The organism is Aeromonas sp. FDAARGOS 1410 (assembly GCF_019048745.1).
GTDB classification, from domain to species: domain Bacteria; phylum Pseudomonadota; class Gammaproteobacteria; order Enterobacterales; family Aeromonadaceae; genus Aeromonas; species Aeromonas jandaei.
This window is the reverse complement of record NZ_CP077401.1, coordinates 3528410-3552927: the sequence shown is the minus strand read 5'-3', so window position 1 is coordinate 3552927 and position 24518 is coordinate 3528410. Positions and strand designations below refer to the sequence as shown.

24 protein-coding genes are annotated in these 24518 nt (G+C 61.5%); 18 read left to right on the top strand and 6 right to left on the bottom strand.

Going from position 1 to position 24518, the window contains the following annotated elements; genetic code table 11:
• Nucleotides 1–7 precede the first annotated feature (7 nt).
• The 9 genes from moaC (at nt 8) to I6L40_RS16415 (ending at nt 6715) form a co-directional block, all read left to right on the top strand.
• Complete coding sequence (moaC, locus tag I6L40_RS16455) at nt 8–517, top strand: cyclic pyranopterin monophosphate synthase MoaC (RefSeq protein ID WP_216994596.1); 510 nt, start codon at nt 8–10, stop codon at nt 515–517.
• The gene (moaD, locus tag I6L40_RS16450) at nt 514–759 is read left to right on the top strand and encodes a molybdopterin synthase sulfur carrier subunit (RefSeq protein ID WP_216994595.1); all 246 of its coding nucleotides are present in this window, start codon (nt 514–516) and stop codon (nt 757–759) included. The genes moaC and moaD overlap by 4 nt, the downstream gene beginning before the upstream one ends.
• A 2-nt stretch (nt 760–761) precedes the next feature.
• Complete coding sequence (moaE, locus tag I6L40_RS16445) at nt 762–1235, top strand: molybdopterin synthase catalytic subunit MoaE (protein WP_216994594.1); 474 nt, start codon at nt 762–764, stop codon at nt 1233–1235.
• Between the two features lie 84 nt (nt 1236–1319).
• The gene (gene modA / locus I6L40_RS16440; protein WP_216994593.1) at nt 1320–2048 is read left to right on the top strand and encodes a molybdate ABC transporter substrate-binding protein; all 729 of its coding nucleotides are present in this window, start codon (nt 1320–1322) and stop codon (nt 2046–2048) included.
• A gap of 104 nt (nt 2049–2152) precedes the next feature.
• Nucleotides 2153–2833 carry a molybdate ABC transporter permease subunit gene (gene modB / locus I6L40_RS16435; protein WP_071910937.1) on the top strand — a complete coding sequence of 227 codons (681 nt, stop codon included), beginning with the start codon at nt 2153–2155 and terminating at the stop codon, nt 2831–2833.
• Complete coding sequence (gene modC, locus I6L40_RS16430) at nt 2830–3906, top strand: molybdenum ABC transporter ATP-binding protein (RefSeq protein ID WP_071910939.1); 1077 nt, start codon at nt 2830–2832, stop codon at nt 3904–3906. The genes modB and modC overlap by 4 nt, the downstream gene beginning before the upstream one ends.
• Before the next feature lie 76 nt (nt 3907–3982).
• A complete protein-coding gene (locus tag I6L40_RS16425) occupies nt 3983–4759 on the top strand; it encodes an alpha/beta fold hydrolase (RefSeq protein ID WP_216994592.1) in 777 nt (258 codons plus the stop codon).
• 104 nt (nt 4760–4863) lie between these two features.
• Entirely contained in the window at nt 4864–5907 is a 1044-nt protein-coding gene (parM, locus tag I6L40_RS16420; protein ID WP_185226818.1) for a plasmid segregation protein ParM domain-containing protein, read from the top strand.
• The gene (locus I6L40_RS16415) at nt 5900–6715 is read left to right on the top strand and encodes a hypothetical protein (RefSeq protein WP_225628366.1); all 816 of its coding nucleotides are present in this window, start codon (nt 5900–5902) and stop codon (nt 6713–6715) included. Before parM ends, I6L40_RS16415 begins: the two co-directional genes overlap by 8 nt.
• Nucleotides 6716–6812: 97 nt before the next feature.
• Here I6L40_RS16415 and moeB read toward each other — a convergent pair whose 3' ends face one another.
• Both moeB and moeA read right to left on the bottom strand, forming a co-directional pair.
• Nucleotides 6813–7568 (bottom strand): molybdopterin-synthase adenylyltransferase MoeB, encoded by a 756-nt coding sequence (gene moeB / locus I6L40_RS16410; protein ID WP_216994591.1) that lies wholly within the window; start codon nt 7566–7568, stop codon nt 6813–6815.
• Nucleotides 7565–8791 (bottom strand): molybdopterin molybdotransferase MoeA, encoded by a 1227-nt coding sequence (moeA, locus tag I6L40_RS16405; protein ID WP_302054922.1) that lies wholly within the window; start codon nt 8789–8791, stop codon nt 7565–7567. Before moeA ends, moeB begins: the two co-directional genes overlap by 4 nt.
• A 227-nt stretch (nt 8792–9018) precedes the next feature.
• Between moeA and folE the strand changes: the two genes are divergently transcribed.
• Both folE and I6L40_RS16395 read left to right on the top strand, forming a co-directional pair.
• A complete protein-coding gene (gene folE / locus I6L40_RS16400) occupies nt 9019–9675 on the top strand; it encodes a GTP cyclohydrolase I FolE (RefSeq protein WP_198505948.1) in 657 nt (218 codons plus the stop codon).
• A gap of 388 nt (nt 9676–10063) precedes the next feature.
• Nucleotides 10064–11713, top strand: a complete 1650-nt coding sequence (locus I6L40_RS16395) for a methyl-accepting chemotaxis protein (RefSeq protein ID WP_216994589.1) — start codon at nt 10064–10066, stop codon at nt 11711–11713.
• Between the two features lie 110 nt (nt 11714–11823).
• Here I6L40_RS16395 and I6L40_RS16390 read toward each other — a convergent pair whose 3' ends face one another.
• A complete protein-coding gene (locus I6L40_RS16390) occupies nt 11824–13554 on the bottom strand; it encodes a formate--tetrahydrofolate ligase (RefSeq protein ID WP_216994588.1) in 1731 nt (576 codons plus the stop codon).
• Between the two features lie 66 nt (nt 13555–13620).
• Here I6L40_RS16390 and I6L40_RS16385 point away from each other — a divergent pair, with 66 nt between their 5' ends.
• Entirely contained in the window at nt 13621–14034 is a 414-nt protein-coding gene (locus tag I6L40_RS16385; protein ID WP_216994587.1) for a hypothetical protein, read from the top strand.
• Here the strand turns inward: I6L40_RS16385 and I6L40_RS16380 are convergent.
• On the bottom strand, nt 14031–14927 hold the full coding sequence (locus tag I6L40_RS16380; RefSeq protein ID WP_071910953.1) for a LysR family transcriptional regulator: 897 nt from the start codon (nt 14925–14927) through the stop codon (nt 14031–14033). The two genes, I6L40_RS16385 and I6L40_RS16380, sit on opposite strands and share 4 nt — an antisense overlap.
• Nucleotides 14928–15036: 109 nt before the next feature.
• On the opposite strand from I6L40_RS16380, the gene I6L40_RS16375 reads away from it, so the two are divergent.
• From I6L40_RS16375 to I6L40_RS16360, 4 genes are all read left to right on the top strand, one after another.
• A complete protein-coding gene (locus I6L40_RS16375) occupies nt 15037–15597 on the top strand; it encodes a YceI family protein (protein ID WP_041208710.1) in 561 nt (186 codons plus the stop codon).
• A complete protein-coding gene (locus tag I6L40_RS16370; protein ID WP_216994586.1) occupies nt 15597–16334 on the top strand; it encodes a hypothetical protein in 738 nt (245 codons plus the stop codon). The genes I6L40_RS16375 and I6L40_RS16370 overlap by 1 nt, the downstream gene beginning before the upstream one ends.
• Before the next feature lie 197 nt (nt 16335–16531).
• Nucleotides 16532–17653: an adenosylhomocysteinase gene (locus I6L40_RS16365; RefSeq protein WP_043851246.1), complete on the top strand. Its 1122-nt coding sequence runs from the start codon at nt 16532–16534 to the stop codon at nt 17651–17653.
• 40 nt (nt 17654–17693) lie between these two features.
• A complete protein-coding gene (locus tag I6L40_RS16360) occupies nt 17694–18005 on the top strand; it encodes a SelT/SelW/SelH family protein (RefSeq protein WP_041208704.1) in 312 nt (103 codons plus the stop codon).
• 77 nt (nt 18006–18082) lie between these two features.
• On the opposite strand, the gene I6L40_RS16355 is transcribed toward I6L40_RS16360, so the two are convergent.
• Nucleotides 18083–19795, bottom strand: coding sequence for a lysophospholipid acyltransferase family protein (locus I6L40_RS16355; RefSeq protein WP_216994585.1), 1713 nt, complete (start codon nt 19793–19795; stop codon nt 18083–18085).
• Nucleotides 19796–19938: 143 nt separating this feature from the next.
• Complete coding sequence (pepT, locus tag I6L40_RS16350) at nt 19939–21162, bottom strand: peptidase T (RefSeq protein WP_216994584.1); 1224 nt, start codon at nt 21160–21162, stop codon at nt 19939–19941.
• Between the two features lie 966 nt (nt 21163–22128).
• Here pepT and speA point away from each other — a divergent pair.
• The gene (gene speA, locus I6L40_RS16345) at nt 22129–24030 is read left to right on the top strand and encodes a biosynthetic arginine decarboxylase (RefSeq protein WP_041208699.1); all 1902 of its coding nucleotides are present in this window, start codon (nt 22129–22131) and stop codon (nt 24028–24030) included.
• A gap of 269 nt (nt 24031–24299) precedes the next feature.
• Nucleotides 24300–24488, top strand: coding sequence for a hypothetical protein (locus I6L40_RS16340; protein WP_201960632.1), 189 nt, complete (start codon nt 24300–24302; stop codon nt 24486–24488).
• The last annotated feature ends 30 nt before the right edge of the window (nt 24489–24518 follow it).

Genomic DNA, 24518 nt, shown 5'->3' with positions numbered 1-24518 from the left:
GCAAGTGATGAACCAGAACCATTCCAACCTGACTCATCTCAACCAGAGCGGCGAAGCCCACATGGTGGATGTGACCGACAAGCAGGTGACCGAGCGTGAGGCTCGTGCCGAGGCGTTTGTCGCCATGGCGCCGGAAACGCTGGCCCTGATCCTGAGCGGCCAGCACCACAAGGGCGATGTGTTCGCTACCGCCCGTATCGCCGGCATCATGGCGGCCAAGAAGACCGCGGATCTCATTCCCCTCTGTCATCCGCTGGCATTGACCCGGGTCGAGGTGGAGATAGTGCCGCTGGTCGAGCTGAATCGGGTACATATTCGCACCCTCTGCAAGCTCTCCGGCAAGACCGGGGTGGAGATGGAGGCGCTGACCGCTGCGTCGGTAGCGGCGTTGACCATCTACGACATGTGCAAGGCGGTGCAGAAAGACATGGTGATCGAACAGGTACGTCTGGTAGAGAAGAAAGGCGGCAAGTCCGGCCATTTTCAGTTGGGGTCAAATAGTGGGGAGCAAGCATGATCAAGGTACTCTTTTTTGCGCAAGTAAGAGAGCTGGTGGCCTGCGACGAGCTGAGCCTGCCTTGCGAGTACGTCACTGCCGAGCAGCTGCGTACAGCCCTGTGTGAGCGCGGCGACAAGTGGGCGCTGGCGCTGGAAGCAGGCAAGCTCTTGGTTGCGGTCAACCAGAGCCTGGTGCCGCTGGATACGCCTCTGAATGATGGCGATGAGGTCGCCTTCTTCCCGCCGGTGACCGGAGGTTAAGGATGAGCAACGCAACCATGACCGATCGCATTCTGGTACAGCGGGCGGATTTCTCGCTGGCTGACGAATATGCCCGCCTTGCCAACCGGCAGGACACCGGCGCCGTGGTCAGCTTTGTCGGCAAGGTGCGCGACTTCAATCAGGGGGAGAACGTCAAGGGGCTGGCCCTCGAGCACTACCCCGGCATGACCGAGAAGGCGCTGGCCGCCATCGTGCAGGAGGCGCGCGAGCGCTGGCCACTGCAGGAGTGCACCCTGATTCACCGCATTGGCGAGCTGCTGCTCGGCGATCAGATAGTGCTGGTAGTGGTGAGCAGCGCTCACCGCGAAGCGGCCTTCGAGGCCTGCCACTTCATCATGGATTTCTTGAAAACCCGGGCGCCGTTCTGGAAAAAAGAGCTGACCGCCGAAGGGGTACAACGCTGGGTCGAGGCCAAGGAGAGCGACAACACTGCCGCCGCCCGCTGGCAAGCTTGATCTGTTTGAGGGGCGCAGGTTCATCGGGAGCCGTGGCCCTGTTTTGGGGAGTAACAAAAGTTGCCCCAGTCAGGAGGTAAAGGAATGAAACTGCTGTTATCCGTAGTCATCGCCGGGGTCTGCGCCAGTGCGCTGCACGTCGGTGCCGTGCAGGCCGACGAGGTCAAGGTGGCCGTGGCCGCCAACTTCAAGGGCACCATAGAGCGTATCGGCAAGGAGTTTACCGCCAAAACCGGCCACACCCTGGCCATCTCCTCCGCCGCGACCGGGGTGCTCTACACCCAGATCAGTCACGGCGCCCCGTTCGATCTCTTCCTCTCCGCCGATGTGAAAACCCCGCAGAAGCTGGAGCAGGAGGGCAAGGGGAGCGAGCGTTTCACCTATGCCATCGGCCAGCTGGGGCTATGGAAGAAGGGAGGGCCTGCACCTGACGAGGCAACTCTGCGCAATTGGAAGGGCAACCTTGCCATCGCCAACCCGAAAACCGCGCCCTACGGCACCGCTGCCATGGCGGCCCTCGACCATCTCAAGATCGATCCCAAGCAGTATCGCCTGCTGACCGGCACCAACATCGGCCAGACCTGGCAGTTCGTCGACACTGGCAACGCCGAGCTGGGCTTCGTCGCCTGGGCCAACCTGGTGGAAGCGGGCAAGACCGGCGAAGCCTGGGCCGTACCGGCTGACCTCTATCCCCCCATCGAACAGCAGGGGCTGGTATTGAAGAAAGGGGCCGCGGTCGAGGCGCTGGTGACCTGGCTCAAGGGGCCTGGTCAGGCACAGATCAAGGCTGCGGGCTATGCACTGCCGCAGTGATGGCATGGCAGATCTGCTAACGGCGGGCTGGCCTTCGGGTCGGCCCGCCTGTGCAATGAAGACACACTCTCCATGGTTGTCGGCATCTACCCGGGAGGAAGGCGATGAGTGAAGGGGATCTGCTGGCGGTCTGGCTCACCCTGAAGCTGGCAGCCAGCACCACTGTCATCCTGTTGCTGCTCTCGCCGCCGCTGGCCTGGTGGCTGTCGCGTAGCCAGCACCGGCTCAGACCCGTGGTGGAGGCCCTGGTGGCCCTGCCGCTGGTGCTGCCGCCAACGGTGCTCGGTTTCTATCTGTTGCTGGCCTTCTCCCCCTCCTATGGGCTGGGAGCCTGGTGGCGCGACACCTTCGGGGCGCCGCTCGCGTTCAGTTTTACCGGTCTGCTGCTCGCCTCCATCCTCTACTCGCTTCCCTTCGTGGTGCAGCCGCTCACCTCCGCCTTCGTCAACATGGGCAACAAGGAGCTGGAGGCCGCCGCCACTCTGGGGTTCGGCCCGGTTGAGCGCTTCTTGCACATCATCTTGCCGATGACGCTGCCCAGCTTTGTGATGGCGGCGGCGCTCGGCTTTGCCCACACCCTGGGGGAGTTCGGGGTGGTGCTGATGATTGGCGGCAATATCCCCGGCGAAACCCAGGTACTCTCCATCGCCCTGTTTGATCATGTGGAGGCGATGGATTACCAAAATGCCCATATTCTGGCGGGCGGCCTGATGGGCTTCTCGCTGGTGATGCTGGTGCTGGTGTACGGCGTGCTGCAGCGCCGGCAACGGAGGCTGTTCGGATGAGTGAAATCCTCACGACACATCCGCTGCTGCTAAAAGTGCAACGTGGGTTCGGCGCCTTTACTCTCGATTGCGAGCTGGCGCTGGAGCTTGGGGGCATCCTCGGTCTGTTCGGCCCCTCCGGCTGCGGCAAGAGCAGCTTGCTGCGCATCATCGCCGGGCTGGACCGCGCACCGGGCGACACCTTGAACTGGCAGGGCAGGGGGTTGAGCGATCTGCTGCCCGAGGCGCGCCGCATCGGTCTGGTGTTTCAGGATTCGCGCCTCTTCCCCCATCTGACGGTGCTCGGCAATCTGCAACTGGCGGCCCGCAAGGGGCGAGGACGCTGGCAGCCCGAGGCGCTGGCGACTCGGCTCGGCTTTACCGAACTGCTGGCCCAGCCTGCTCACGGCCTCTCCGGTGGCCAGCGCCAGCGGGTGGCGCTGGCCCGGGCTCTGCTGGCCGAACCGGATCTGCTGCTACTGGATGAACCTTTTTCTGCGCTGGACAGACGCAGTCGCATCCATCAGGCCCACGTGCTCAAGGGGTTGCAGCAGGAGAGCGGCATCCCGATGATCTTCGTCAGCCACGCCATGGAGGAGGTGAGCCTGCTCTGCGATCAGCTGGTGCTGCTGGCGGATGGCCGGGTGGAGGCGCAAGGTCGACCGAGCGAGATCTTCGCCCGTACCGACCTTTCGCTCGCCAGTCGCGACGATGCAGGGGTGATGCTGACGGCGACCCTCTCTCACTACGATAATGACGAGCAGATGGCGACCCTGCAGCTTGGTGAGCAACAGTTGCGCGTCACCATGACTCATGTGCCGGACGAGGGGGGGCCCCTGCAGATCAAGGTGGCCGGGCGGGACGTGGTGATTGCCACGTCCCCCATCGAGCACTCCAGTCTCTCCAACTGCCTCACCACCCGATTGCTGGCTGAACGCGAGGTACGCCCTGGCCAGACCCTGTTGCAGTTGGCGCTGGGTCAGCAGATACTGCTGGCTCGGATCACCAGCCGCTCCGCCAGACGGCTGGCGCTCGCCCCGAACCAGCAGATCTACGCCTACATCAAGGCGGTGAGTCTGGTCAGCGAGGGCTGAGCGGGATATATCTGGTTGAAGCATAAAAAACGAACAGCAGGATGGTTCAGCGGATGAGTCGAGAGGCAATGAACTGATGCGCCGCAATCAGGTGATGAAATCCAACGGTCTTGCCCTGCGCAGTGCGGGGGAGGGCCCTTTGTTGTTGCTGCTGCACGGGCTGGGTTCCTCCAGCCTCGACTGGCAGGCGCAGATAGAGCATTTTTCCGAGCACTACCGGGTGGTGGCGCTCGACCTGCGTGGCCACGGCCAGAGCATGCAGGAGGGGCCGTTTGACGTGGCCACTCTGGCGGCAGATGTAGTGCGCTGGCTTGATGAGCAATCCGGCCCCGCCTGGGTGGTAGGGTTGTCGCTCGGGGCCATGGTGGCGCTGGAGCTGGCGCTGCAACTGCCGCACAAGGTGCAGGGGCTGGTGCTGGTCAACGGCTTTAGCGAATTTCTGCTGGAGACTCCCAAAGAGCAGGAGCAGCTTGCCCAGCGCCTCAAGTGGCTGCGCTGGTTTGGCATGCGTCCGCTCGCCTGGTGGCTCGGCCGCGAGCTCTTTCCCGGCCCTGAGCTGGCTCAGGTACGTCACACCTTCCGGCTGCGTTTCGTGCGCAATAAAAAGAAAACCTACAAGGCGCTGCTGGAGGCGCTGCCCGGCTGGTCGGTACGCGCCCGGCTCGGCAATATCTGGCAGCCGGTGGCCATCATCTCCACCAGCCACGACTATCTGCCGCTTGCCAAGCGGGTGGAGCAGTTCGCCTCCCTGCCCAACGCCACCATCCACACCCCCGAGGGTCACCACGCCTGGCCGGCGGAAGACCCCTCCGGTTTCAATCATTTGCTTCACCGGATTTTAGAAACTCATTAAACTTGTCGCCTTTCAACTCCGTGTATGTAGTGGTCCGATCGCCTTGCCAGTGGCAGTTGGCAAGGCAATCGGACCAATTTTGCTCTATCAACAGGTGCTTCCCCATGTCTGAAGTAATGAAAATGGCCATCGATGATGGCTCGACCAACGTCAAGGTGAGCTGGATTGAGAACAAGGTGCTCAAGACCATCATCTCTCCCAACTCTTTTCGCAAGGACTGGAAGAGCGCCGCATTGCGCAAAGACAAGAAGATCTACAACTACGAGATAGGCAATACCAAGTACACCTATGATGCGACGTCGGACAAATCGCTGGCGACCACTCATGTTGAGTACCAGTATGACGATCTCAACCTGCTCTCCGTACACCATGCCCTGCTGCAAACAGGTGTAACTCCTTGTGACGTAGCCATTACTGTTACCCTGCCCATCACCGAGTTCTATCACCCGGATGACTGCCAGCGTAACGAAGAGAAGATCGAGAAGAAGCGTCGCAACCTGATGCGTGCCATCACCCTCAACAAGGGTGAGCTGTTCAACATCGTCAGCGTGGAGGTGATGCCGGAGAGCCTGCCAGCAGCGCTCTCCCGTCTGGTCGGTTCGGGCTGCAACGAATTTACCAAGACGCTGGTGATCGACTGCGGTGGCACCACCCTGGACATGGGGATCATCGTTGGCGAGTTTGACGATGTCTCCGATGTCTACGGCAACAACGAGATCGGCGTCTCCATGGTGACCGACGCGACCCGCAAGGCGCTGGCGGCAGCAGACAGCGATTCGAGCTACCTGGTGGCCAACGAGTTCATCAAGCGTCGTCACGACATGAGTTTCGTGCGCGAGGTGGTCAATGACGAGAGCCAGATCCCGCGCATCCTCGAGAAGATGCAGAACAAGATCGACGAACTGGGCTCCCAGGTTGCCCATGAAGCGAAGAAGTTTGCCAAGAACCCGAACCGCGTCTATCTGGTCGGCGGTGGTGCTTCCCTCATCCACGATGCCATCAAAGCGGCCTACCCGACCCTGGGTGACAGAGTCGAGCTGCTGGATGATGCCCAGTCCGCACTGGCCCGCGAGATCTGCCTCTACACCACCGAAGAGGATGAGGTCTATCGCGAAGCGCCCGTGATGGCCGAGGTTGGCGATGAGTAGTCAACTCAAGCGCATGTCCTTCTCCATCTATATGGATCCGGGGGCGCTGGAGTCTGATCGCTATGCGGTCGGGGTGTTGCAGAACTGGTATCAGCGGGCGCGCAAGATCCAGGATGGCAGCGAGGAGTTCGACTTCTCCAAAAGCCGTTTCCACAAGGATATCTATCTCTCGGGCATGTTCATGTATGTGCTGGCGCCCAACCTCTGCAAGGCAATTGCCAATGCACTGGGGCCGGAGCAGGTGAGCATGACCACCCTGCGCCATGCCTTTGCCAGTTGTGGCTTCCATCTGGGCGGGGAGGGCAACGAACGCCCCGCTACGGATGCCATGGTTGAGGAGATAGTGGCGCGACTGGCTCCGCGGCTGGAGCAGGCAGATAACGGTTCGCTGGCTGACGAGATCGTGAGTCGTCTTGGCCAGCAGGGAGGAGCACCCTCTTCTGACCAGTTGGTGGAGGAGATAGTGAGCCGCCTTGGCGAGCAGCAGCCCACCGAGCTGTGGGATGAGCTGAGGCAAGGTCTGCCAACCCCTCTCGATCATGATCAGCTGGCTGAAGCGATTGCGGGCAAGTTGCCATCAACTGCAGGCGAGCAGGATCTGGCGCCGCTGCAGAGCAGCATCCAGTTGCTATCCCGTCAGCTGGAAGAGCAATCGCGTCTGATCCGCGAGCAGCACAGATTGATCCAGCGGCTGGCCAGTGCGCCAGTGCGACAGGGGAGTGATGGCGCTGAGGCTGAGCCCATAGTGGAAGATCTGTCAGCTCAAGTCGCCAACATCAAACGAGTCAAGGCCAAGGGTATTTTCTGACGGCACTTGACGTAAAAAACAATGCAAAAAGCCGACCCATGGGGTCGGCTTTTTATTGGCTGCAACTGAGCTCATCGCTATGCATGAGTTGCCGTGCTTACGGATGTGAGCAGACCGGGCAGTCGGGGCGCTTGGGCAGCTTCATCTCCCGGAAGGTGCCGCCAAGGCCGTCGATCATCAGCAGGCGGCCGCTGTAGTTCTTGCCCATGCCGGCCAGGATCTTGATGGCTTCGAGCGCCTGCAGGCTGCCCACCAATCCCACCACGGGGGCGAGTACCCCGGCTTCGACGCAGGTGAGCGCCTGCTCGCCAAACAGGGCACTGAGGCAGGCGTAGCAGGGCTCATCTTCCTGCCAGGTGAAGCTGCAGAGTTGACCCTCCAGCCGGATGGCGGCGCCGCTGACCAGCGGTACCCTGTGCTGACGTGCCTTTTGGTTGAGCAGGTTGCGAATGGCCAGATTGTCGGTGCAATCCAAGACTTGCTGATGCCGTGGCAGCAGGGTATCGAGCAGCGCCTCGTCGGCCACGGCAGCGTGGGTTTCTACCTCAAGCCAGGGGTTGAGGGCCCGCAGCGACTGCGCTGCTGAGTCCACCTTGTAGTGACCGAGGCGCTCATCGGTGTGCAGCACCTGCCGCTGCAGGTTGGAGAGCTCCACTTTGTCGAAATCGACCAGGGTGAGCTGGCCTACTCCGGCCACCGCAAGATACTGGCTGGCGGCGCAGCCAAGGCCACCGGCGCCGATCACCAGCACCTTGGCTTGCTTGAGTGCCTCCTGCCCCTCGAAATCGAAGGACTTGAGGATGATCTGGCGGTTGTAGCGCAACAGCTCTGCGTCGCTCAGGATCTCGCTCACAGCAGCAATCCCCCGAATGGCTCCACGGTGACCGTCTCGCCTGCCGCGACGCGGCCCCGTTCGCGCTCAAGAATTATGTAGCAGTTGGCCCGCGACAGGGAGCTGAACACGGCGGAGTCCTGCGAGCCGGTGCTGCGCACTTCGAGGCCATTTGGTCCCTGACTCAGGATGCCGCGCTGGAAGTCGAGTCGGCCCGGGCTCTTCTTGAGCGGCTCGGTGGTGACGGCCTGCAACTGAAGCGGGTGTTCGAAGCGTTGGCCCGCCAGCTTGGCCAGCGCCGGTTGCACCAGCTGATCGAAGGTGACCATGGCGGAGACCGGGTTGCCCGGCAGGCCGAAGAACCAGGCGCGGGGCAGGCGGCCGAAGGCAAATGGCTTGCCCGGCTTGATGGCCAGCTTCCAGAAGCCGATCTCGCCGAGCTCGTCCAGCAGCTGTTTGGTGAAGTCCGCTTCCCCTACCGAAACGCCGCCGGTGGTGATGAGCACATCGGCCTCTTCATCGGCGCGGATAAAGGCGGCGCGCAGCTGGGCGGGATCGTCCGGGATGATGCCAAGGTCGAGGCAGTCGCAGCCCAGCCGCGCCAGCATGGCCCGCACGCCGTAGCGGTTGGAGTCGTAGATGTCGCCGTGGGCCAGCGGGGTACCAACCGGCTTGAGCTCATCGCCAGTGCTGAAGATGGCCACTTTCAGCGGTCGGCGTACCGGCACGGTCGCGATGCCGAGGGAGGCCAGCAGCGGCATCTCGCGCGGGGTAAGGCGGGTGCCAGCTTGCAACACACAGGCGCCCTTGCCGATATCGCTGCCGGCGCGGCGGATATTCTGGCCCGGTTCGGGCTGTGCCAGAAAAGTGATCTGATCGCCGTCGGCCTGCGTTTCTTCCTGCATAACCACTGCATCTGTCCCTGCGGGAACCGGGGCGCCGGTCATGATCCGCACGCAGTGGCCGGCGGGCCATTCGCCCTGATAGGGCTGACCGGCAAAGGCTTTGCCCGCCATGATGAGCGGGATGCCAGCGGCGAGATCGGCCAGGCGCACGGCGTAACCGTCCATGGCGGAGTTGTCGAACGGGGGCACGGCGAGGGGAGAGGCGATGTCGCTGGCAAGGATCCGGCCAAGGGCCTGTGGCAGGGGCAGTTGCTCGCTGTCGCAACAGCAGGCGAGTTGCTCCAGCATTCCTTGCAGGGCATCGCTTAACGGCAGTAGTCCGCTGGTATCAAATCCCATCGTCATGACCTCTTGTGATGATTGAAGGCGGGATTATCACAAAAATTGCCGGGGATGGGCAGCGGATGGGGCGGTAAAAGTCGGGCTATGGTCATAAAGTATGATGACGGACGCAAGTTGACTTGAATATTGGCGGCAATGGCCGTTTACTATGCCGCCTTACAATCATCAAGCTTGGGGTGGCCTGCGTGGCGGCCCCGACGTCCCTGAGCATGGGAGAGAAGAGAATGACAACACTGAGTCAGGAAGCCTTGCTGGTCAGGGCGGCCCTCGAGGCCCAGGGACTGGAAACCCCCCTGGTTGCCAACGAGCTGGACAGCCAGCAGAAGCGGGAGAAGATCGAAGGCCACATGCGCGCCATCATGGAGACGCTGGGGCTCGATCTGGCCGATGACAGTCTGGCCGAGACGCCGCACCGCATTGCCAAGATGTACGTCAACGAGATCTTCTCCGGCCTCGATTATTCCACCTTCCCCAAGGTGACGGTGATCGAGAACAAGATGCAGGTGGACGAGATGATCATGGTGCGGGACATCAGTCTCACCAGTACCTGCGAGCATCACTTCGTCACTATCGATGGGCTGGCCCATGTGGCCTACATTCCCCGCGGCAAGGTGATCGGGCTCTCCAAAATCAACCGTATCGTGCAGTTCTTTGCCCGACGACCCCAGGTGCAGGAGCGACTGACCCAGCAGATCCTGCTGGCGCTGCAGACTCTGCTTGGCACCAGGGATGTGGCCATCAGCATCAAGGCGACCCACTACTGCGTCAAGGCGCGCGGGGTGATGGACTCCACCTCCTATACCACCACCACCTCCCTCGGTGGCGTCTTCAAGACCCAGCCCGATACCCGCGCCGAGTTTCTCTCCGGCCTGAAGAGCTGACAGGCAAGGAGACATGGTGCCGCAGCGCCGTGTCTCCTTGATATTTCTCTCAATTTTTCCTGCTCGTAGCCGCCAGTTTCATCGATAAATCTCCTCAAGGGATCGCCCCTCCCGGTCGATATAAGTCGCCATGGCTTGTCTGGCTCTCCTGGAGAGTGCAAGCAAGCCAGCAAGGTGCCTCCTTTCGCTGGCTTTTTGGCCAAAATAGCCTGCCGCTACTGCTGCCGTGGGCGGTCAGGCTGGCAGCATCTTGTTAACGCGTTCGCTTCGTTCAGGTAGGGACACAGGTTGATCAAGGCTGGATGAGCCGCCATGGAGGTGGTGACAGCGAACCGTATTCATACGGTTCAGACGGGCGTTATCTGTTCACTCAAATCCAGGACATGCCATGAATACCATGACCATTGGCAAGAAACTCGCTGCCGGCTTCGCCATGCTCGGCCTGATGATGGCCTTCATCGGTGGCTTCTCGCTGCTGCAGTTTGGCAATATGAACCGGGCCGCCGTCGGTTTTACCGACAGCATACTGCCCGCCGTGGTGCGCACCAGCACGCTGGGCGAGACCATCAACACCCTGCGCCGCTATGAACTGGATGTGTTTCTGGTAGCGGCTGATCCGCAGCAGAAGGCCCACTATCGCGATCTTGGCGAACAGAGCCTGCAAGAGGTCGCGCGGCAGGTAAAGGCGCACGATGCCACCATCTGGGCTGAGGATGTGGAAGAGCGCCGCACCTTCGACATCGTCAAACAGGAGTGGGACAAGTACGTGGCCCTGCACCAGCGGATCAGAGTGATGCAGGATGGCGGCCAGCTGGCCGAGGCCCAGCAGCTGTTCATGAGCGAGGGGGTCACCCTCTACACCAATCTGGCCAAGTCGGTGGCGGATCTGATCCGTATCAACCATGGCTACTCTGTTGGCTCCCGTGCTCAGGTGGTGGCGGCATTTGACAGCGCCAAGCTGAGCATCATCATTGCCCTGTTGCTGGGACTGGGGTTGGCGGCCGTGCTCTCTACCGTGCTGACCCGCCAGATCCGCGATCCCTTGGTGATGCTGGCCCGTCAGGCCCAGCGCATCGCAAGCGGCGCGCTTGGCAAGGGGGAGCTGCAGGAGTGGATCCGTGGCAATAGCTTCAAGCGTGACGAGCTGGGTCAGCTCGGCACGGCCATTGACCGAATGCAGGGCGCCCTTGCTGATCTGGTGAGCGAGATCGCCGGCTCGGTGAGCCAGCTCAGCAGCGCGGTGGAGGAGGTGAGCGCCATCTCCGATCAATCTGCCTGCGGCATGGCGCGTCAGCAGAGCGAAGTCTCTCAGGTGGCGACTGCCATGAACGAGATGCAATCCACGGTGAACGAGGTGGCCCGCAATACCACGGATGCCATGAGCGCCGCCAAGGATGCCTCCCGCACCTCGACCCAGGGTAATCAGGTGGTGCGTAGCGCCATCGGCAGCATCGAGGCGGTGTCGGTCAAGATAGAGGAGGCGGGCTCCGTGGTGCAGCAGCTGGAGCAGGACAGCACCAATATCAGCATGGTGCTGGACGTTATTCGCGGTATTGCCGAGCAGACCAATCTGCTGGCCCTCAATGCGGCCATCGAGGCGGCCCGCGCTGGCGAGCAGGGGCGTGGCTTTGCCGTGGTGGCGGACGAGGTGCGCTCCCTGGCCCAGCGAACTCAGAACTCCACTGCCGAGATCAGCAAGATGATCGAGGTGCTGCAGGCGCGCACGGCCGAGGCGGGCAGTGCCATGCAGCTGAGCCGTCAGCAGATGCAGGAGAGTGTGGGGCTGGCACGGGAAGCGGGACACAGTATCGATACCATCAACGGTGCCGTGGTGCACATCACCGACATGAACACCCTGATCGCTACCGCTACCGAAGAGCAGAATGCGGTGACCGAAGAGCTCAACCGCAGCATCGTCAACATCCATAACGCGGCTGATGAGAATGCCCAGGGGGCGCAGCAGATCGCTCAGGCCTGCATCGAGCTGAGCAAACTGGCCACCTCGCTGCATCATATGACCCAGCGCTTTACCCTCTAAGAGCGTTTGGCAGATAGCAAAAGGCCCCGTCCAGTGACGGGGCCTTGTTGTTTCTGGCAGTTTTTTTATCGCAGACTAATCAGCCGGAACCAGACCCTTTATCCGACCATTCAGCTCAGGCCGACGATGTCGCCGTTATCATCGATGTCGATGTGACGATAGGCCGGCAGGCTGCCAAGGCCCGGCATGGTCATGATGGGGCCCGCCAGTGCATAGACGAAACCGGCACCGGCGCAGAGCTTCACCTCGTCGATGGGCACTTCGAAGTCGGTCGGTACCCCCTTGAGGGACGGGTCATGGCTGATGGAAAGCGGTGTCTTGGCCACGCAGACCGGCAAGTGATCCCACCCCTCGGCAGAGAGTTGTGCCAGCTGCTGGTGCGCTTTGTCCGACAGCTGCACTCCGCGGCCACCGTAGCCGCACTCCACCAGAGTCGCCAGCTTGGCTTCGAGACTCGCCTCGTCGGGGTAGAGCAATTTGACTTTGCCCGGCTGTTCACAGGCGGCAACCACGGCGCGAGCCAGCTCGCTGGCACCGGCACCACCCTGAGTGAAGGCGTTGGAGATGGCCGCGCCACAGGCACCGGCTTGCTGCGCTTCATGGGCCAGCAACGCCAGTTCGGCCTCGCTGTCGGTGGGGAAGCGGTTGATGGCGACCACCACGGGCACACCGTAACGACGGGCATTGGCGATGTGCCAGGCGAGGTTGGCGCAACCCCGCTCAAGAGTCGGCAGATCCTCACGCAGCAGGCTTTCCGGCAGCGGCTGGCCCGGGCGGATATCGAGCAGGCCGCTGTTGGCCTTGAGGCCGCGCACTGTGGCCACCAGCACCACGCAGGAGGGGGTCAGACCGGATTGGCGGCTCTTGATGTTGAAGAACTTCTCCAGCCCCATGTCGGAGCCAAAACCCGCTTCGGTCACCACATAATCGGTGAGGCCAAGGGCCATGCGGTCGGCGATCACCGAGGAGTTGCCGTGGGCGATATTGGCAAAGGGACCTGCGTGTACCAGCACCGGGGTCTGCTCTGTGGTCTGCATCAGGGTCGGCTGCAGGGCGTCTTTCAGCAGCACAGTCATGGCGCCCGCCACTTCCAGTTGCTCGGCTGTGATGGGCTTGCCGTGGATATCACGGGCCAGCTGGATGCGGCCGATGCGCTGGCGCAGGTCTTTCAGATCGCTTGCCAGCGCCAGAATGGCCATCAGCTCGGAGGCGGCGGTGATGACGAAGCGATCGCTGCGCTCCACCCCGTCGGCGGCGCCACCCTGACCGATGGTGAGGTGGCGCAGGGCGCGATCGTTCATGTCGAGGGTGCGTGGCCAGAGAATGTTGTCTGCATCGATATCAAGTCGCGGCAGGCCGGTTTTGGCGCTGAACTGGTCACCGAGTTTGCGCTCATGGAACAGGCGAGCATCGAGGGCGGCCGCCGCCAGATTGTGGGCTGCGGTGAGGGCGTGAAAATCGCCGGTGAGGTGGAGGTTCATCTCCTCCATCGGCACTACCTGGGCATGACCGCCGCCGGCTGCCCCTCCCTTGACCCCGAACACCGGGCCGAGGCTCGGCTGGCGAATGGTGGCGATGCTGGGTTGACCGATATGGTTGAGCCCCATGGAGAGGCCTAGCGTGGTCACCGTCTTACCTTCACCGAGCGGGGTGGGGGTGATGGCGCTCACCAGCACCAGCTTGCCATTCTGTTCGGGCGGCGACTTGAGCAGGTCGAGGCTGAGTTTGCCTTTGTAGTGGCCATGGGGGCTGAGCAGGTCGGTCGGGATGGCGAGGCGCTTGGCCAGTTCATGAATGAGGAGGCGGGGGGAGTGGCGGGAGATCTCGATATCGCTTAGCATCAGCACCTCGTTGGCATGGCGGGCTTAATATGCGGCGCAGTCTAGTGGAATATAATGGGTAATCCAATGACGAAAACGATTTTATTTGGTGGTGGTGAGCAGATGCAGGAGCCTCTTCTGCTGGATCTCAACGCGCTCTATCATCCACCCAAACGGCCCCTGACTGCCCTTGGCATTGTCAGTGCGCTGGTGCCCCTGTTTGGTTTTGGCTGGCAGGCGATGACCGAGGATCCGCAAACCCAGCTGCGCCAGGAAATTGCCAAGCGGGTCAACAATCGCCGCAGTGATGAGGCCAACCTCATCCTGATCCTGCAACTGGCCGCCATGTTCGATTGTCCCGAGGTGACGGTCGCTCTTCCCTATGCGTTGAGCGAACAACAGCTTGCCACCATCCGCACCCGACTGCCGCGCTGGCAGCTGATCCCGGATGAGCTGCAACTGCGGGCACTCCTGTCCCCGGCAACGCCCACCAAGGCTTAAGCTTCCCACTGCTGCGGGGCGAGATAGCGCTCCTGCACGAACTCGATAAAGCAGCGCACCTTGGCCGAGACGAAGCGGCGGTGCGGATAGACCGCATAGAGCCCCACCTCGCCCTTCTCCCACTCTGGCAGCAGGCTGACTAGCCTGCCATCCTGCAAGGCTTCTCCGACGATGAAGGTGGGCTGCAATATGATGCCCTGATCATCACAAGCGGCGCGGGTCAGCGCCACCCCGTTGTTGGCGCGCAGCGGCCCCTGTGGCCGGATGCTCTGCTGCTCGCTTTCCCGTTTGAAGTGCCACTCCGGCTGGGTCAGGGTGTAGACCAGACAGTCGTGTTGCTTGAGATCTTCGGGCTTCTCCGGCCACCCCTTGCGTGCCAGATAGCCGGGGCTGGCGCAAAGCTCGACCCGAATGGTGGCAAGCTGGCGCGCCACCAGCGAGGAGTCGCTGAGGTGGCCGATGCGCAGCGCCAGATCAAACCCCTCTTCCACCAGCGCAACCCGCCGGTCGCTGTACTCGATATCGAGCTTGAGATCGGGGAAGCGCTCGCGAAACAGCGGCAGGGCGGGGGAGAGGTGGAGGTAGCCAAAATCCATCGGCACCGAGAGCTTGAGGGTGCCGTTGGGCTGCTGGTTGTGGTGGGTCAGCTGGCTGTGGGTCTCTTCCAGTTCCGCCAGCAGGGCGAGGGAGCGCTGGTAGTAGAACTGGCCCGCTTCGGTGGGGTTGACCTGACGGGTGGTGCGCGACAGCAGCCGGGTGGCGAGCGACTCCTCCAGCTGCTGCATCAGTTTGGAGGTCATGGCCACCGAGATGCCAAGCTGGTTGGCGGCCTTGGTAAAGCTCTGGCACTCCACCACCTTGATGAAGGTGCGCATGGCGGCGATCTGATCCATTTTCCATCCTCAGTAAATAATGAATTTAATGAATCACTGATTATTCATTCTGACGACGAGGTTAGCATGTCAGCCAACGATGTGAACCCCAAGATGAAGGAACGAACGGATGAAAATGAGCAAAGCCCTGCTGGCCTCCTGCCTCTTTATGGCTGCCCCCCTGATGGCGGCGGAGTACGATGTCGACCCGGCGCACACCACAGTGCAGTTCAAGGTGGGCCACCTTGGCTTCTCCGAGCTGGTGGGTCGTTTCAACACCTTCAGCGGCACTTTCAGCATGGATGATGCCAATCCGGCTGCCGCCAAGGCGAGCTTCGAGGTGGATGCTGCCAGCGTGGACTCCAACCATGAGCCCCGTGACAAGCACCTGCGCAGCCCCGATTTTCTCGACGTGAAGCAGTATCCGAAGATGACTTTCGTCAGCTCTGCTTACGAAGGAACCAAGGATAAAGGCGTACTGAAAGGCACCCTGACCCTGCACGGCGTCTCCAAAGAGGTGGCCTTCAATCTGGTGAAGGTTGGTGAAGGCAAGGATCCCTGGGGTGGCTACCGCAGCGGCTTCAACGCCACCACCACCATCAAGCGCAGCGATTTTGGCGTGAACTACATGGTGCCGAACATCCCGGACGAGATGAGCATCAATCTGTTTGTTGAAGGTGTGCGCAAGTAATGGGCGCTTCACTTCTGCTGCAAACCCTGGCGGCTCCTCTGGGAGCCGCTTTGCTGTCGTGGCGCTGGCCACGGCTGGGCTATCTCTGGGGCGCGCTGGCGATCTGGCTGGTGGGATCCTTGCTGGGCGGAGCCTATGGTCTGCCGGTCAAGGCGTGGCAGTGGCTGCCGCTCGCGCTGCTGGTGCCGGCCATCGCGGTGCAGGTGAGCGATCTGCGTGGTTCGCTGCTGCTCTTTGCCGTGGTCGGCGCCCTGATCTGGTGGCAGGGGCTGGCCTCGGTGCTGACAAGCGAGCCGATGATCTGGCTGGCGCTGTTGCCCGCCATCCTCTGGTTTGGCTGGGTGGGCCTGCGTGGTGACAGCCGCGAGGGGCTTGGTTTTGCCCTTGGTTTCATCTGGCTGGCGCTGGTGATCGGTATCGATGGCAGCCTGTTGATTGCCCAGCTGGCCGGTGCCTTGGCCGCCTTCGCCGGTTTTCGGGCACTGCTTGCCACGTTTGCCGGGGTCAATGTGGCGCCTGCCGGTCTGGCGCTGGCGCTCGCCTTCGTCCAGATGCTCGCCTGGCAATATGTGGAGGTTCCGCTGGTGGTTCTGCTGCCGGTCTGGTTGCTGCCGCTGCTGGAGTGGTTATTGTGCGGCAAGGGAGCACCTCTGCGCTGGGGCGCTCTGATCCTGTTGGCCGGGGTGGGGAGCGGACTCAGTCAGTGGCATGTCTGGCCTGCCGCTTCTTTGTACTGATTTTCGCATGAAAAACAGCCAATTACGGTCATTTTTGCATACCTGCTCATACTCTTGAGATATAAAGATTGAGCCCTCCTATGTGTTTAAGATAAAAAGGATTTTCACTTATCTGGACACACACAGAACCCGGCTGCGCCGGGTTCTGTTTGCTTGCTTTGCAGCACACATTTTGGGGCAAATTAAGGAGGCCACAGTTGCGCAGTCAAGGATCTGAGCATCTGTTTTTTCGCCATTTCACCGGGCAGGGCCGTATCGAAGGTCTCTGCATTCTGCTGGTTACCCACCTGCTTCCTGATCGTCCCCGTTTTATCGAGGCTCTCAGCCAGATTGGCCGTATCGGCGCCATCCTGCCCAAACCCAAATCGGTACACGGCCCGACCCTGGAGTGGGTCTCCCGCCACTATCCGGTCGTACCACTCAATCGCCAGTGGACCAACTGTCCGCAGGGCGTCATCGAGCAGATCGCGCCGCTGGTGGCCCCCCATGAGAGGCTGTTGATCCTCGATATCGGTGGCTACTTTGCCACGACTCAGGTGACCCTGAGCGAATACTTTGGCCCCCGTCTGCTCGGGGTGGTGGAGATGACCGAAAACGGCCATCAACGCTACGAGCAGGAGGTGCTGGCTACCCCGGTGGTCTCGGTTGCGCGCAGCCCCCTGAAACAGGCCGAAGATATCCAGATCGGTCTGAGCGTGGTCTACTCCGCCGAGTCGCTGGCCCGCAATCTCAACCGCACCTTCAACGTCTGCGAGGCGGCGCTGTTTGGCTATGGCAAGGTGGGGCGCAGCATCGCACGCGATCTGCGCTGTCGCAACCTTCACCTCGGGCTGGTGGAGACCGACGTTTTGCGTCAGGTGGAGGCGCTCTCCCACGGTTTTCGTCTCATCAGCAAGGCGGAGGCCCTGAGCCGCGCCGAACTGGTGATCTGCTCCACCGGCAACGGTTCACTCGATCTGGCGGATCTGCAACTGCTGCGCCCCGGCACCATGGTCGCCTCGGTCACCTCCGCCGACGACGAGTTCGCCTTCTCGCTGGCCCAGCTCCCCTGGCCGACGGAGGAGGTGTGCCCCCATGTGCTGGCCCTCAACAGGCCCGATGGCACCCAGATCTATCTGCTCAACCGGGGCGAGGCGGTCAATTTCGTCCACGGCGCCGTCATCGGCGAGTATGTCTATCTGGTGCTGGCTGAGATCATGGAGGGGATCCGCATGCTGGCCGCCGGCCCGCTGGCGCCCGGCCTGTTCGAGCTGCCGGAGTCTACTATGCGTACCATTGCCCGTTACTGGCTGGCCGACTTCCACGGGGTCGAGCAGTGAGCTACCCTGCTCCCTTTCGATGCCCTTGATGGAGAACCGCATGAGCGACATGACCCTTTCCCCAGTTAAACCGCGGATCGAGATCCGTTACTGCACCCTCTGCCGCTGGATGCTGCGCGCTGCATGGCTGGCGCAGGAGCTGCTCTCCACCTTCGACAGCGAGCTGGGCGAGGTGGCGCTGGTGCCCGCCAGCAAGGGGGAGTTCCGCATTCTGGTGGACGGTGTGCTGGTGTGGGATCGGGTGGTCGACGAGGGCTTCCCCGAGGCCAAGGAGATCAAGCAGCGGGTGCGCGATGTCATTGCACCCGAGCGGGATCTGGGTCACTCGGATCGCAAACCTGCTGCCGAGTAAGAGCGGATTGCCGGACAAGATGAGAGAGGGAGGCGCTGGCCTCCCTCTCTTTTTCCTTTGTGGCCTCTCAGCCTCGGCTATTCGCCGGTTTCAGTGCTTGCGAGGGGGCCGATATAGCGTGCCTGTTTGTGGGGCTTGATGCGGCTCACATCGACCCACACCAGGCCATCGATGCAGTGGTTGAAGTCGGGGTCGATGCCAAAGTCCATGAACTGGACGCCGCCCGGTTCGCACAGCTCGGAGTACTGCTTGTAGAGGGTTGGGATGGCGCAACCCAGATTGCCGAGACGCTCCTTGAGCTCCTTGAGGTCGGCGCCGTAGTCGAGACCGGTAAACAGCGCTGGCGTGGCGGGATAGGGGCGGCGAGAGGGGGCGAGCGCCAGCTCGGGAGCAAAGTGCTGGCGGTAGAAGCTCACCAGCAGATCCTTGGCCTGTGGTGGCAGGCTGCCGGAGAGTGACACCGGGCCAAACAGGTAGCGGTAGCGAGGATAACGGGCCAGATAGGCACCTATGCCGAACCAGAGATAATCGAGCCCCCGTTTACCCCAGTAGGCGGGTTGGATAAAGCTGCGGCCAAGCTCGATGGCAAGCTCCAGCCGCGGCAGCAGCTTCTCTTCAAAGCCGAACAGGGTGTGGCTGTAGAGGCCGCCAAGCCCCTTGCTTGCCAGCAACTCGGCCACCGGCGCGAAACGGTAGGCGCCGATGATGTCGAGCCGGGCAGGATCCCAGAGTATGAGGTGGTGGTAGTCATCATCGAAGGGGTCGAGATCCCGCCTTTTGCCCGAACCTTCCCCCACCGCGCGAAAGGCGATCTCCCGCAGCCGACCCAGTTCGCGCAGGATCACCGAGTGGCTCGCCTCGTGGCGGCGGTAGAGGTAGATCCCCTGTCCATCCGGGGTGGTGCCGAGCAGCTCGCAGCTTTCGATGGCCTGTTTGAGCTGGCGACGCTCCTCCGGCAGGGCGATGGGGGCTTCGGTCTGCAGCCGTCCCGGCTTGCCGCGGCCAATCCGGTAGAGGTGGCTGCGCACCAGTTTTGCCGCGCTCTTGGCCGGCAGCTCCTGAAAACCGGTGATCGGGATGCGCGCCCCTATGGTGAGCGGCAGGGTCTGCCCCTGCTGGCGAAACAGCTGGCGCACCAGCAGCAGGGCTGAGGCGGGTTTGTTGAGCCAGGAGGCGAGATAGAAGGCGGCGCTGTTGCTCCCTCCCACGTGGATGGGCACCAGCGGGGTGGCGGTGCGTTTGGCCAGCTTGATAAAACCGCCCTGCCAGGGGCCATCCTTGATTCCGCCGGGGCCGAGGCGCGACACTTCGCCGGCGGGGAAGATCACCAGTGCCCCCTCCCTGGCAAGATGCTCCCCCATGGCCAGAATGGCCTGCCGGTCGGTCTTGCCCTCCATGTTGTCCACCGGCAGCAGCAGGGGGCGCAGTGGCGTCAGTTGCGCCAGCAGCTGATTGGCCACTATCTTGACGTCCGGCCGGATGCGACCGAGCAGGCGCAGCAATGCCAGCCCGTCGATGGAGCCGATGGGGTGATTGGCAACGATAATGACCCGGCCACTGGCGGGAATGTGCTCAAGCTGCGCCTCGTTCACCCGGCAATCTACCGCCAGCTCCGCCAGCGCCTGCTCGACAAAGTCGAGGCCGCGCAGGTGAGGATGGCGCTTGGCAAAGTCGTTAAAGGCGGGTTCGTTGAGCAGCCAGCCCAGGGCTCGTTTGCCGAGGCTGGCAAGCCGGGGATGGCCATTGAGGCGCGGGAAGTGCTGGGCAAGCAGGGTATCGATAGTGAACATCTGGGGGCTCCGGCGATCCTTTGCCCCCAGCATGGCGGGTTACTGTTCCCGGCAGATGTCGATGGGATGACAGTTTGATGGCAAAGAGGGGAGCCGGTTAAGCGGCTCCCCTCTTGGGTGTCACTGTGGTGACGATGGCCGGTTTAGCCGCGCCAGGCCGAGGTGAGGCGCACCAGCTCGACCAGGGTGGCGACCGCTTTTTCCATGGATTGCAACGGGATGAACTCGTGCTTGCCGTGGAAGTTGTGACCACCGGTGAAGAGGTTGGGGCAGGGCAGACCCATAAAGGAGAGGCGGGCGCCATCGGTACCACCGCGAATGGGTTTGATCTTGGGCACTACGTCGGCGGCCTCCATGGCGGTGCGAGCAAGCTCGACGATATGCATGTGCGGCTCAATTTGGCTGCGCATGTTGCGATAGCTGTCGGTCAGGGTCAGCTCGATGCGTGCCTTGGGATGCTCGGCCTGCATGGCGGCCACCCGGCTCTCCATCAAGGCTTTGCGCTCGGCAAAACGCTGGTCGTCAAAGTCGCGGATGATGTAGTGCAGGCTGCTCTCCTCCACGGTGCCGCTCATCTGGGCCAGATGGAAGAAGCCCTCATATCCCTCGGTGCACTCCGGGGTCTCGTCGGCCGGCATGGCGGCGTGGAAGCGGGCGGCCAGGGTCTGGCTGTTGATCATGCTCCCCTTGGCGGTGCCGGGGTGGACGTTGTTGCCGACGAAGCGGATGTTGGCGCTGGCGGCGTTGAAGTTCTCGAACTCCAGCTCGCCGAGCTCGCCACCATCGACGGTGTAGGCCCACTTGGCCGGGAATCTGTCGAGCGGGAAGAGGTTGGCGCCACGGCCAATCTCTTCGTCCGGGGTAAAGCCGACCCAGACATCACCGCGCGGGATCTCGGGGTGCGCCTGCAGATGGTCGATGGCGCTGAGGATTTCGGCGATACCCGCCTTGTCGTCGGCGCCCAGCAGGGTGGTGCCGTCGGTGGTGATGAGGTCCTGCCCCAGATAGTTTTTCAGGAAGCGGTAGTCACGGATGGCGAGTACCTCGTCACCCTTGCCAAGACAGATATCGCCGCCCTGATAGTTCTCGATGATCTGCGGCACCACGTGCTCCGCTTCATAATCGGCGGTGTCCATGTGGGCAATCAGGCCGATGGCGGGAGCATCCGGCTGGTTGCCCGGCAGGCAGCCGGTGAGGTAGCCGTGCTCATCCAGAGTGACCTGAGTCAGCCCCAGCGCTTCCATCTCTTCTTGCAGGGCGCGGGCGAAGATCAGTTGTCCCTCGCTGCTCGGGCAGGCGGGATTGGTCTCGTCAGAGCGGGTATGAAAAGTCACGTAACGCAAAAAACGCTCAAGCAGGGTATCCATTAATCAGCCTCCGGTTGTGAGCGCTCATTTTGCGTCAATCCAGCCCTACCACTCATTGCGTCAGCGCAGGTTTTTCCCATTTTTTGTCTTGGTCCTACCAGCGGGCACAAGCACAGCTGCTGCCGGTTTATTGCGCATAAAAGTCGCCACTTCGGGGATTTTTAATCATGGTCGGCAACGGGGTGTTTGGCCTGCAAGTCTCGCATCACAAGGGCTGCCTCTTTGGAGGGGGAAAAGCGACTCTTTTCATCGCGCATAACGGGGTGGGGCGATCATGCGCTATCCCAGCCCCCGCCTGCCCGCCAGCAAGATTTGAGTGGCTTATTAAAAGAGGATTTTGAGCACTATTTTTTATTGTCACCGCCCGCGGTAAGTGTGTACACTCCGCGCCGATCCGAAGGTAACCCTGAAGCAGGCAGAGCCGCCAGAAACCGGAAGGATCATACGCCTATAGGGCGAGGCACGCAGAAACGACAGACACTGCTGGGGAATGGTTTCTTTAATACCGGTTAGGCTCCGGTATCAGGGAGAACAACAGACACTCATCTTTCTTTTGACCGAGTGGGCCAACGGCTCATCATCTTCCCTTGTCATGGGCGGTCACTGGATATGAGCTGGGCTGTGGTTGTTGTCGTCTATCAACACGCATGCGTGCTGGCGCCTTCGCTTCTCTTCCTTGGAACCCTCTCCTGCTGTCGTGATGGCTGCCGAATGATGAACGGACGACGTGGCTGATGTCGTTTGTCATCAAAGTACCGCGGCGCAACGTAAAGTAGCACCGCATACCGTTGAGCTTGATGTAAAGCCACCAGCCCCACATCAAGACTCGTTACTTCCCAAGATCCACCAGGCAGCCTCTGGCTTGCCGCGATGTGCAAAGCGCAACACTGCTTTGCACAAGATGGTCTGGATGTGATTGAGGGTAACGAAGGCGACTTCCCGTCGCTCATTTGCGAGGCATAGCCCATGACTAACTGGTCCAGCAAGGACTCCTTGAAGGTCTACAACGTTCCCTACTGGGGTGCGGGTTTTTTCAATATCAATGACGCCGGTCATGTGACCGTTGCTCCCGACAAGTCACGCCCTGACGCACAGATCGTGCTTTCTGACGCCATCGAACAGTTGCGCCAGTCCGGGCTGACCACCCCCGTGCTGCTGCGCTTCCCCGACATCCTCAAGAGCCGGGTCGATGCGCTGTTCAATGCCTTCGGTCAGGCCATCGAAAAGTCAGGCTATGAAGGGGACTACCTCTGCGTTTACCCGATCAAGGTAAACCAACAGCGTCGAGTCATCGAGACCATCAGCCAGTCCTACAGCGACAAGCCCCGGCTTGGCCTGGAAGCTGGTTCCAAACCGGAACTGCTGGCCGTGCTTTCCCATCACCATGAGCAAGGCTCGGTGATCGTCTGCAACGGTTACAAAGACCGCGAATATATCCGCCACGCTCTGCTCGGCAACCTGATGGGCCACAAGGTCTACATCGTGGTAGAGAAGCCCTCCGAGCTGGAGATGGTGCTGGACGAGTCAGCTCGTCTCAACATCAAGCCCAATATTGGCGTGCGCGCCAAGCTCGCCTCCACCGGCTCCGGCATGTGGGAGTCGAGCGGCGGCTCCATGTCCAAATTCGGTCTGTCAGCCTCCCAGATCCTGGCGCTGATCGAGCGTCTGCGCAGTGTCGGCAAGCTGGATTGCCTGCAACTGCTGCACTTCCATCTGGGCTCCCAGATCGCCAACATCCGCGACATTCAGGGCGGTATCCGCGAGTGCGGCCGTTTCTACGCTGAACTGCGTCGTCTCGGTGCCAACATCGAAGTCGTTGACGTCGGTGGCGGCCTGGGCGTGGACTACGAGGGAACCCGTTCCCAGAGCCACTGCTCCGCCAACTACAGCCTCTCCGAGTACGCCAACAACGTGGTCTGGGGTATCGGCGATGTCTGCCGCGAGTTCGACTTGCCGCACCCGACCATCATCAGCGAATCCGGCCGAGCCCTGACCGCTCACCACGCCGTACTGGTCACCAACATCATTGGTGCCGAAGGGGTGGAGATGAACGACATCAGCGCGCCGGGCGAAGATGCGCCGACCATTCTGCAGAACATGTGGAAAGGGTGGCAGGATCTGAGCGGTGAAGATCCCTCCCTGCTGGAGATCTTCCACGACTCGGTAGCCGATCTGGCTGACGTCAACACCCAGTACACCATGGGTCTGCTCAACCTCGAACAGCGTGCCTGGGCCGAGATGCTGCACCAGAACACCTGTCTGGCGCTCAAAGAGCTGCTCAATCCGGTCAACCGCAACCACCGTGCGCTGGCTGACGAACTGAGTGAAAAGCTGGCTGACAAGTGCTTTGCCAACTTCTCCCTGTTCCAGTCCCTGCCGGATGCCTGGGGTATCGGTCAGGTATTCCCGGTGATGCCGCTGGCCGGTCTCGAGCGTCCGCTCAGCCGTCGCGGCATCCTGATGGATATCACCTGTGACTCCGACGGTCAGGTCGAGCACTACGTCGACGGTCTGGGGGTCGAGAGCACCCTGCCGATGCCGGTTTACGGCGAGAACGAAGAGTGCCACGTCGGCTTCTTCCTGGTGGGTGCCTATCAGGAGATCCTGGGCGACCTGCACAACCTGTTCGGTGACACCCACTGCGCGGAAGTGTGGCTGGACGAAGAGGGCAAGATGGACATTCGCAACGTGGTGCGCGGCGATACCGTCGACCAGCTGCTGCGTTACGTCAACATCGACCCGTCCGTCATTCGCGAGAACTATCAGCGGATCGCCTCCCACCCGGCGCTGGACGACGCAACCCGTAAAGCCCTGCTCGACGAGCTGGAGCTGGGTCTGCAAGGCTACGCCTATCTGGAAGACGAATAAGCCTTTTGGCTTGCCCCTCGCTTTGGCGGGGAGATGAAAAAACGGCGCCTGCGGGCGCCGTTTTTGTTGTGGAACGCCCGCAATGCTGTCGCGGGGCTTTCCCCATCTTCATTCGGATAGCAATGGGCCACTCCGGGCCGTGCAGGCCACAGATCCGTCAGATATCTGCGGTTGTCAGCCGCTTCTCTTGATCTGCATCAAGTGTGATCCTCGGCGGTTACTTTACGGTCAGAAGTGATGTTGTGGAGATGTAACAAAAGGATGTGAATATGGAACTGGAAAGGGATCCGAGGTGCTATACCGACGTCTGCATCAATGGTAAGTGGTATCACTACGACCACTGCAGCACCAATGTCTACATGTTGATGGGGGGCGCGGCCCCCTGTCTGCAGCTTGCTTATGAGCCGAGCAGCGAAGAGGAGCTGATCGAGATGCTCCGCCAGCTGGCCCGCTGCTGAACTACATTGCCAGCATTGCCTGCGGCCATC

What these genes read in the sequence shown, in the direction of transcription:
- moaC (WP_216994596.1), top strand. Translation starts at nt 8, where the DNA reads ATGAACCAGAACCATTCCAACCTGACTCATCTCAACCAGAGCGGCGAA.
- moaD (WP_216994595.1), top strand. Translation starts at nt 514, where the DNA reads ATGATCAAGGTACTCTTTTTTGCGCAAGTAAGAGAGCTGGTGGCCTGC.
- moaE (WP_216994594.1), top strand. Translation starts at nt 762, where the DNA reads ATGAGCAACGCAACCATGACCGATCGCATTCTGGTACAGCGGGCGGAT.
- modA (WP_216994593.1), top strand. Translation starts at nt 1,320, where the DNA reads ATGAAACTGCTGTTATCCGTAGTCATCGCCGGGGTCTGCGCCAGTGCG.
- modB (WP_071910937.1), top strand. Translation starts at nt 2,153, where the DNA reads ATGAGTGAAGGGGATCTGCTGGCGGTCTGGCTCACCCTGAAGCTGGCA.
- modC (WP_071910939.1), top strand. Translation starts at nt 2,830, where the DNA reads ATGAGTGAAATCCTCACGACACATCCGCTGCTGCTAAAAGTGCAACGT.
- I6L40_RS16425 (WP_216994592.1), top strand. Translation starts at nt 3,983, where the DNA reads ATGCGCCGCAATCAGGTGATGAAATCCAACGGTCTTGCCCTGCGCAGT.
- parM (WP_185226818.1), top strand. Translation starts at nt 4,864, where the DNA reads ATGTCTGAAGTAATGAAAATGGCCATCGATGATGGCTCGACCAACGTC.
- I6L40_RS16415 (WP_225628366.1), top strand. Translation starts at nt 5,900, where the DNA reads ATGAGTAGTCAACTCAAGCGCATGTCCTTCTCCATCTATATGGATCCG.
- moeA (WP_302054922.1), bottom strand. Translation starts at nt 8,791, where the DNA reads ATGGGATTTGATACCAGCGGACTACTGCCGTTAAGCGATGCCCTGCAA.
- folE (WP_198505948.1), top strand. Translation starts at nt 9,019, where the DNA reads ATGACAACACTGAGTCAGGAAGCCTTGCTGGTCAGGGCGGCCCTCGAG.
- I6L40_RS16395 (WP_216994589.1), top strand. Translation starts at nt 10,064, where the DNA reads ATGAATACCATGACCATTGGCAAGAAACTCGCTGCCGGCTTCGCCATG.
- I6L40_RS16390 (WP_216994588.1), bottom strand. Translation starts at nt 13,554, where the DNA reads ATGCTAAGCGATATCGAGATCTCCCGCCACTCCCCCCGCCTCCTCATT.
- I6L40_RS16385 (WP_216994587.1), top strand. Translation starts at nt 13,621, where the DNA reads ATGACGAAAACGATTTTATTTGGTGGTGGTGAGCAGATGCAGGAGCCT.
- I6L40_RS16380 (WP_071910953.1), bottom strand. Translation starts at nt 14,927, where the DNA reads ATGGATCAGATCGCCGCCATGCGCACCTTCATCAAGGTGGTGGAGTGC.
- I6L40_RS16375 (WP_041208710.1), top strand. Translation starts at nt 15,037, where the DNA reads ATGAAAATGAGCAAAGCCCTGCTGGCCTCCTGCCTCTTTATGGCTGCC.
- I6L40_RS16370 (WP_216994586.1), top strand. Translation starts at nt 15,597, where the DNA reads ATGGGCGCTTCACTTCTGCTGCAAACCCTGGCGGCTCCTCTGGGAGCC.
- I6L40_RS16360 (WP_041208704.1), top strand. Translation starts at nt 17,694, where the DNA reads ATGAGCGACATGACCCTTTCCCCAGTTAAACCGCGGATCGAGATCCGT.
- I6L40_RS16355 (WP_216994585.1), bottom strand. Translation starts at nt 19,795, where the DNA reads ATGTTCACTATCGATACCCTGCTTGCCCAGCACTTCCCGCGCCTCAAT.
- pepT (WP_216994584.1), bottom strand. Translation starts at nt 21,162, where the DNA reads ATGGATACCCTGCTTGAGCGTTTTTTGCGTTACGTGACTTTTCATACC.
- speA (WP_041208699.1), top strand. Translation starts at nt 22,129, where the DNA reads ATGACTAACTGGTCCAGCAAGGACTCCTTGAAGGTCTACAACGTTCCC.
- I6L40_RS16340 (WP_201960632.1), top strand. Translation starts at nt 24,300, where the DNA reads ATGGAACTGGAAAGGGATCCGAGGTGCTATACCGACGTCTGCATCAAT.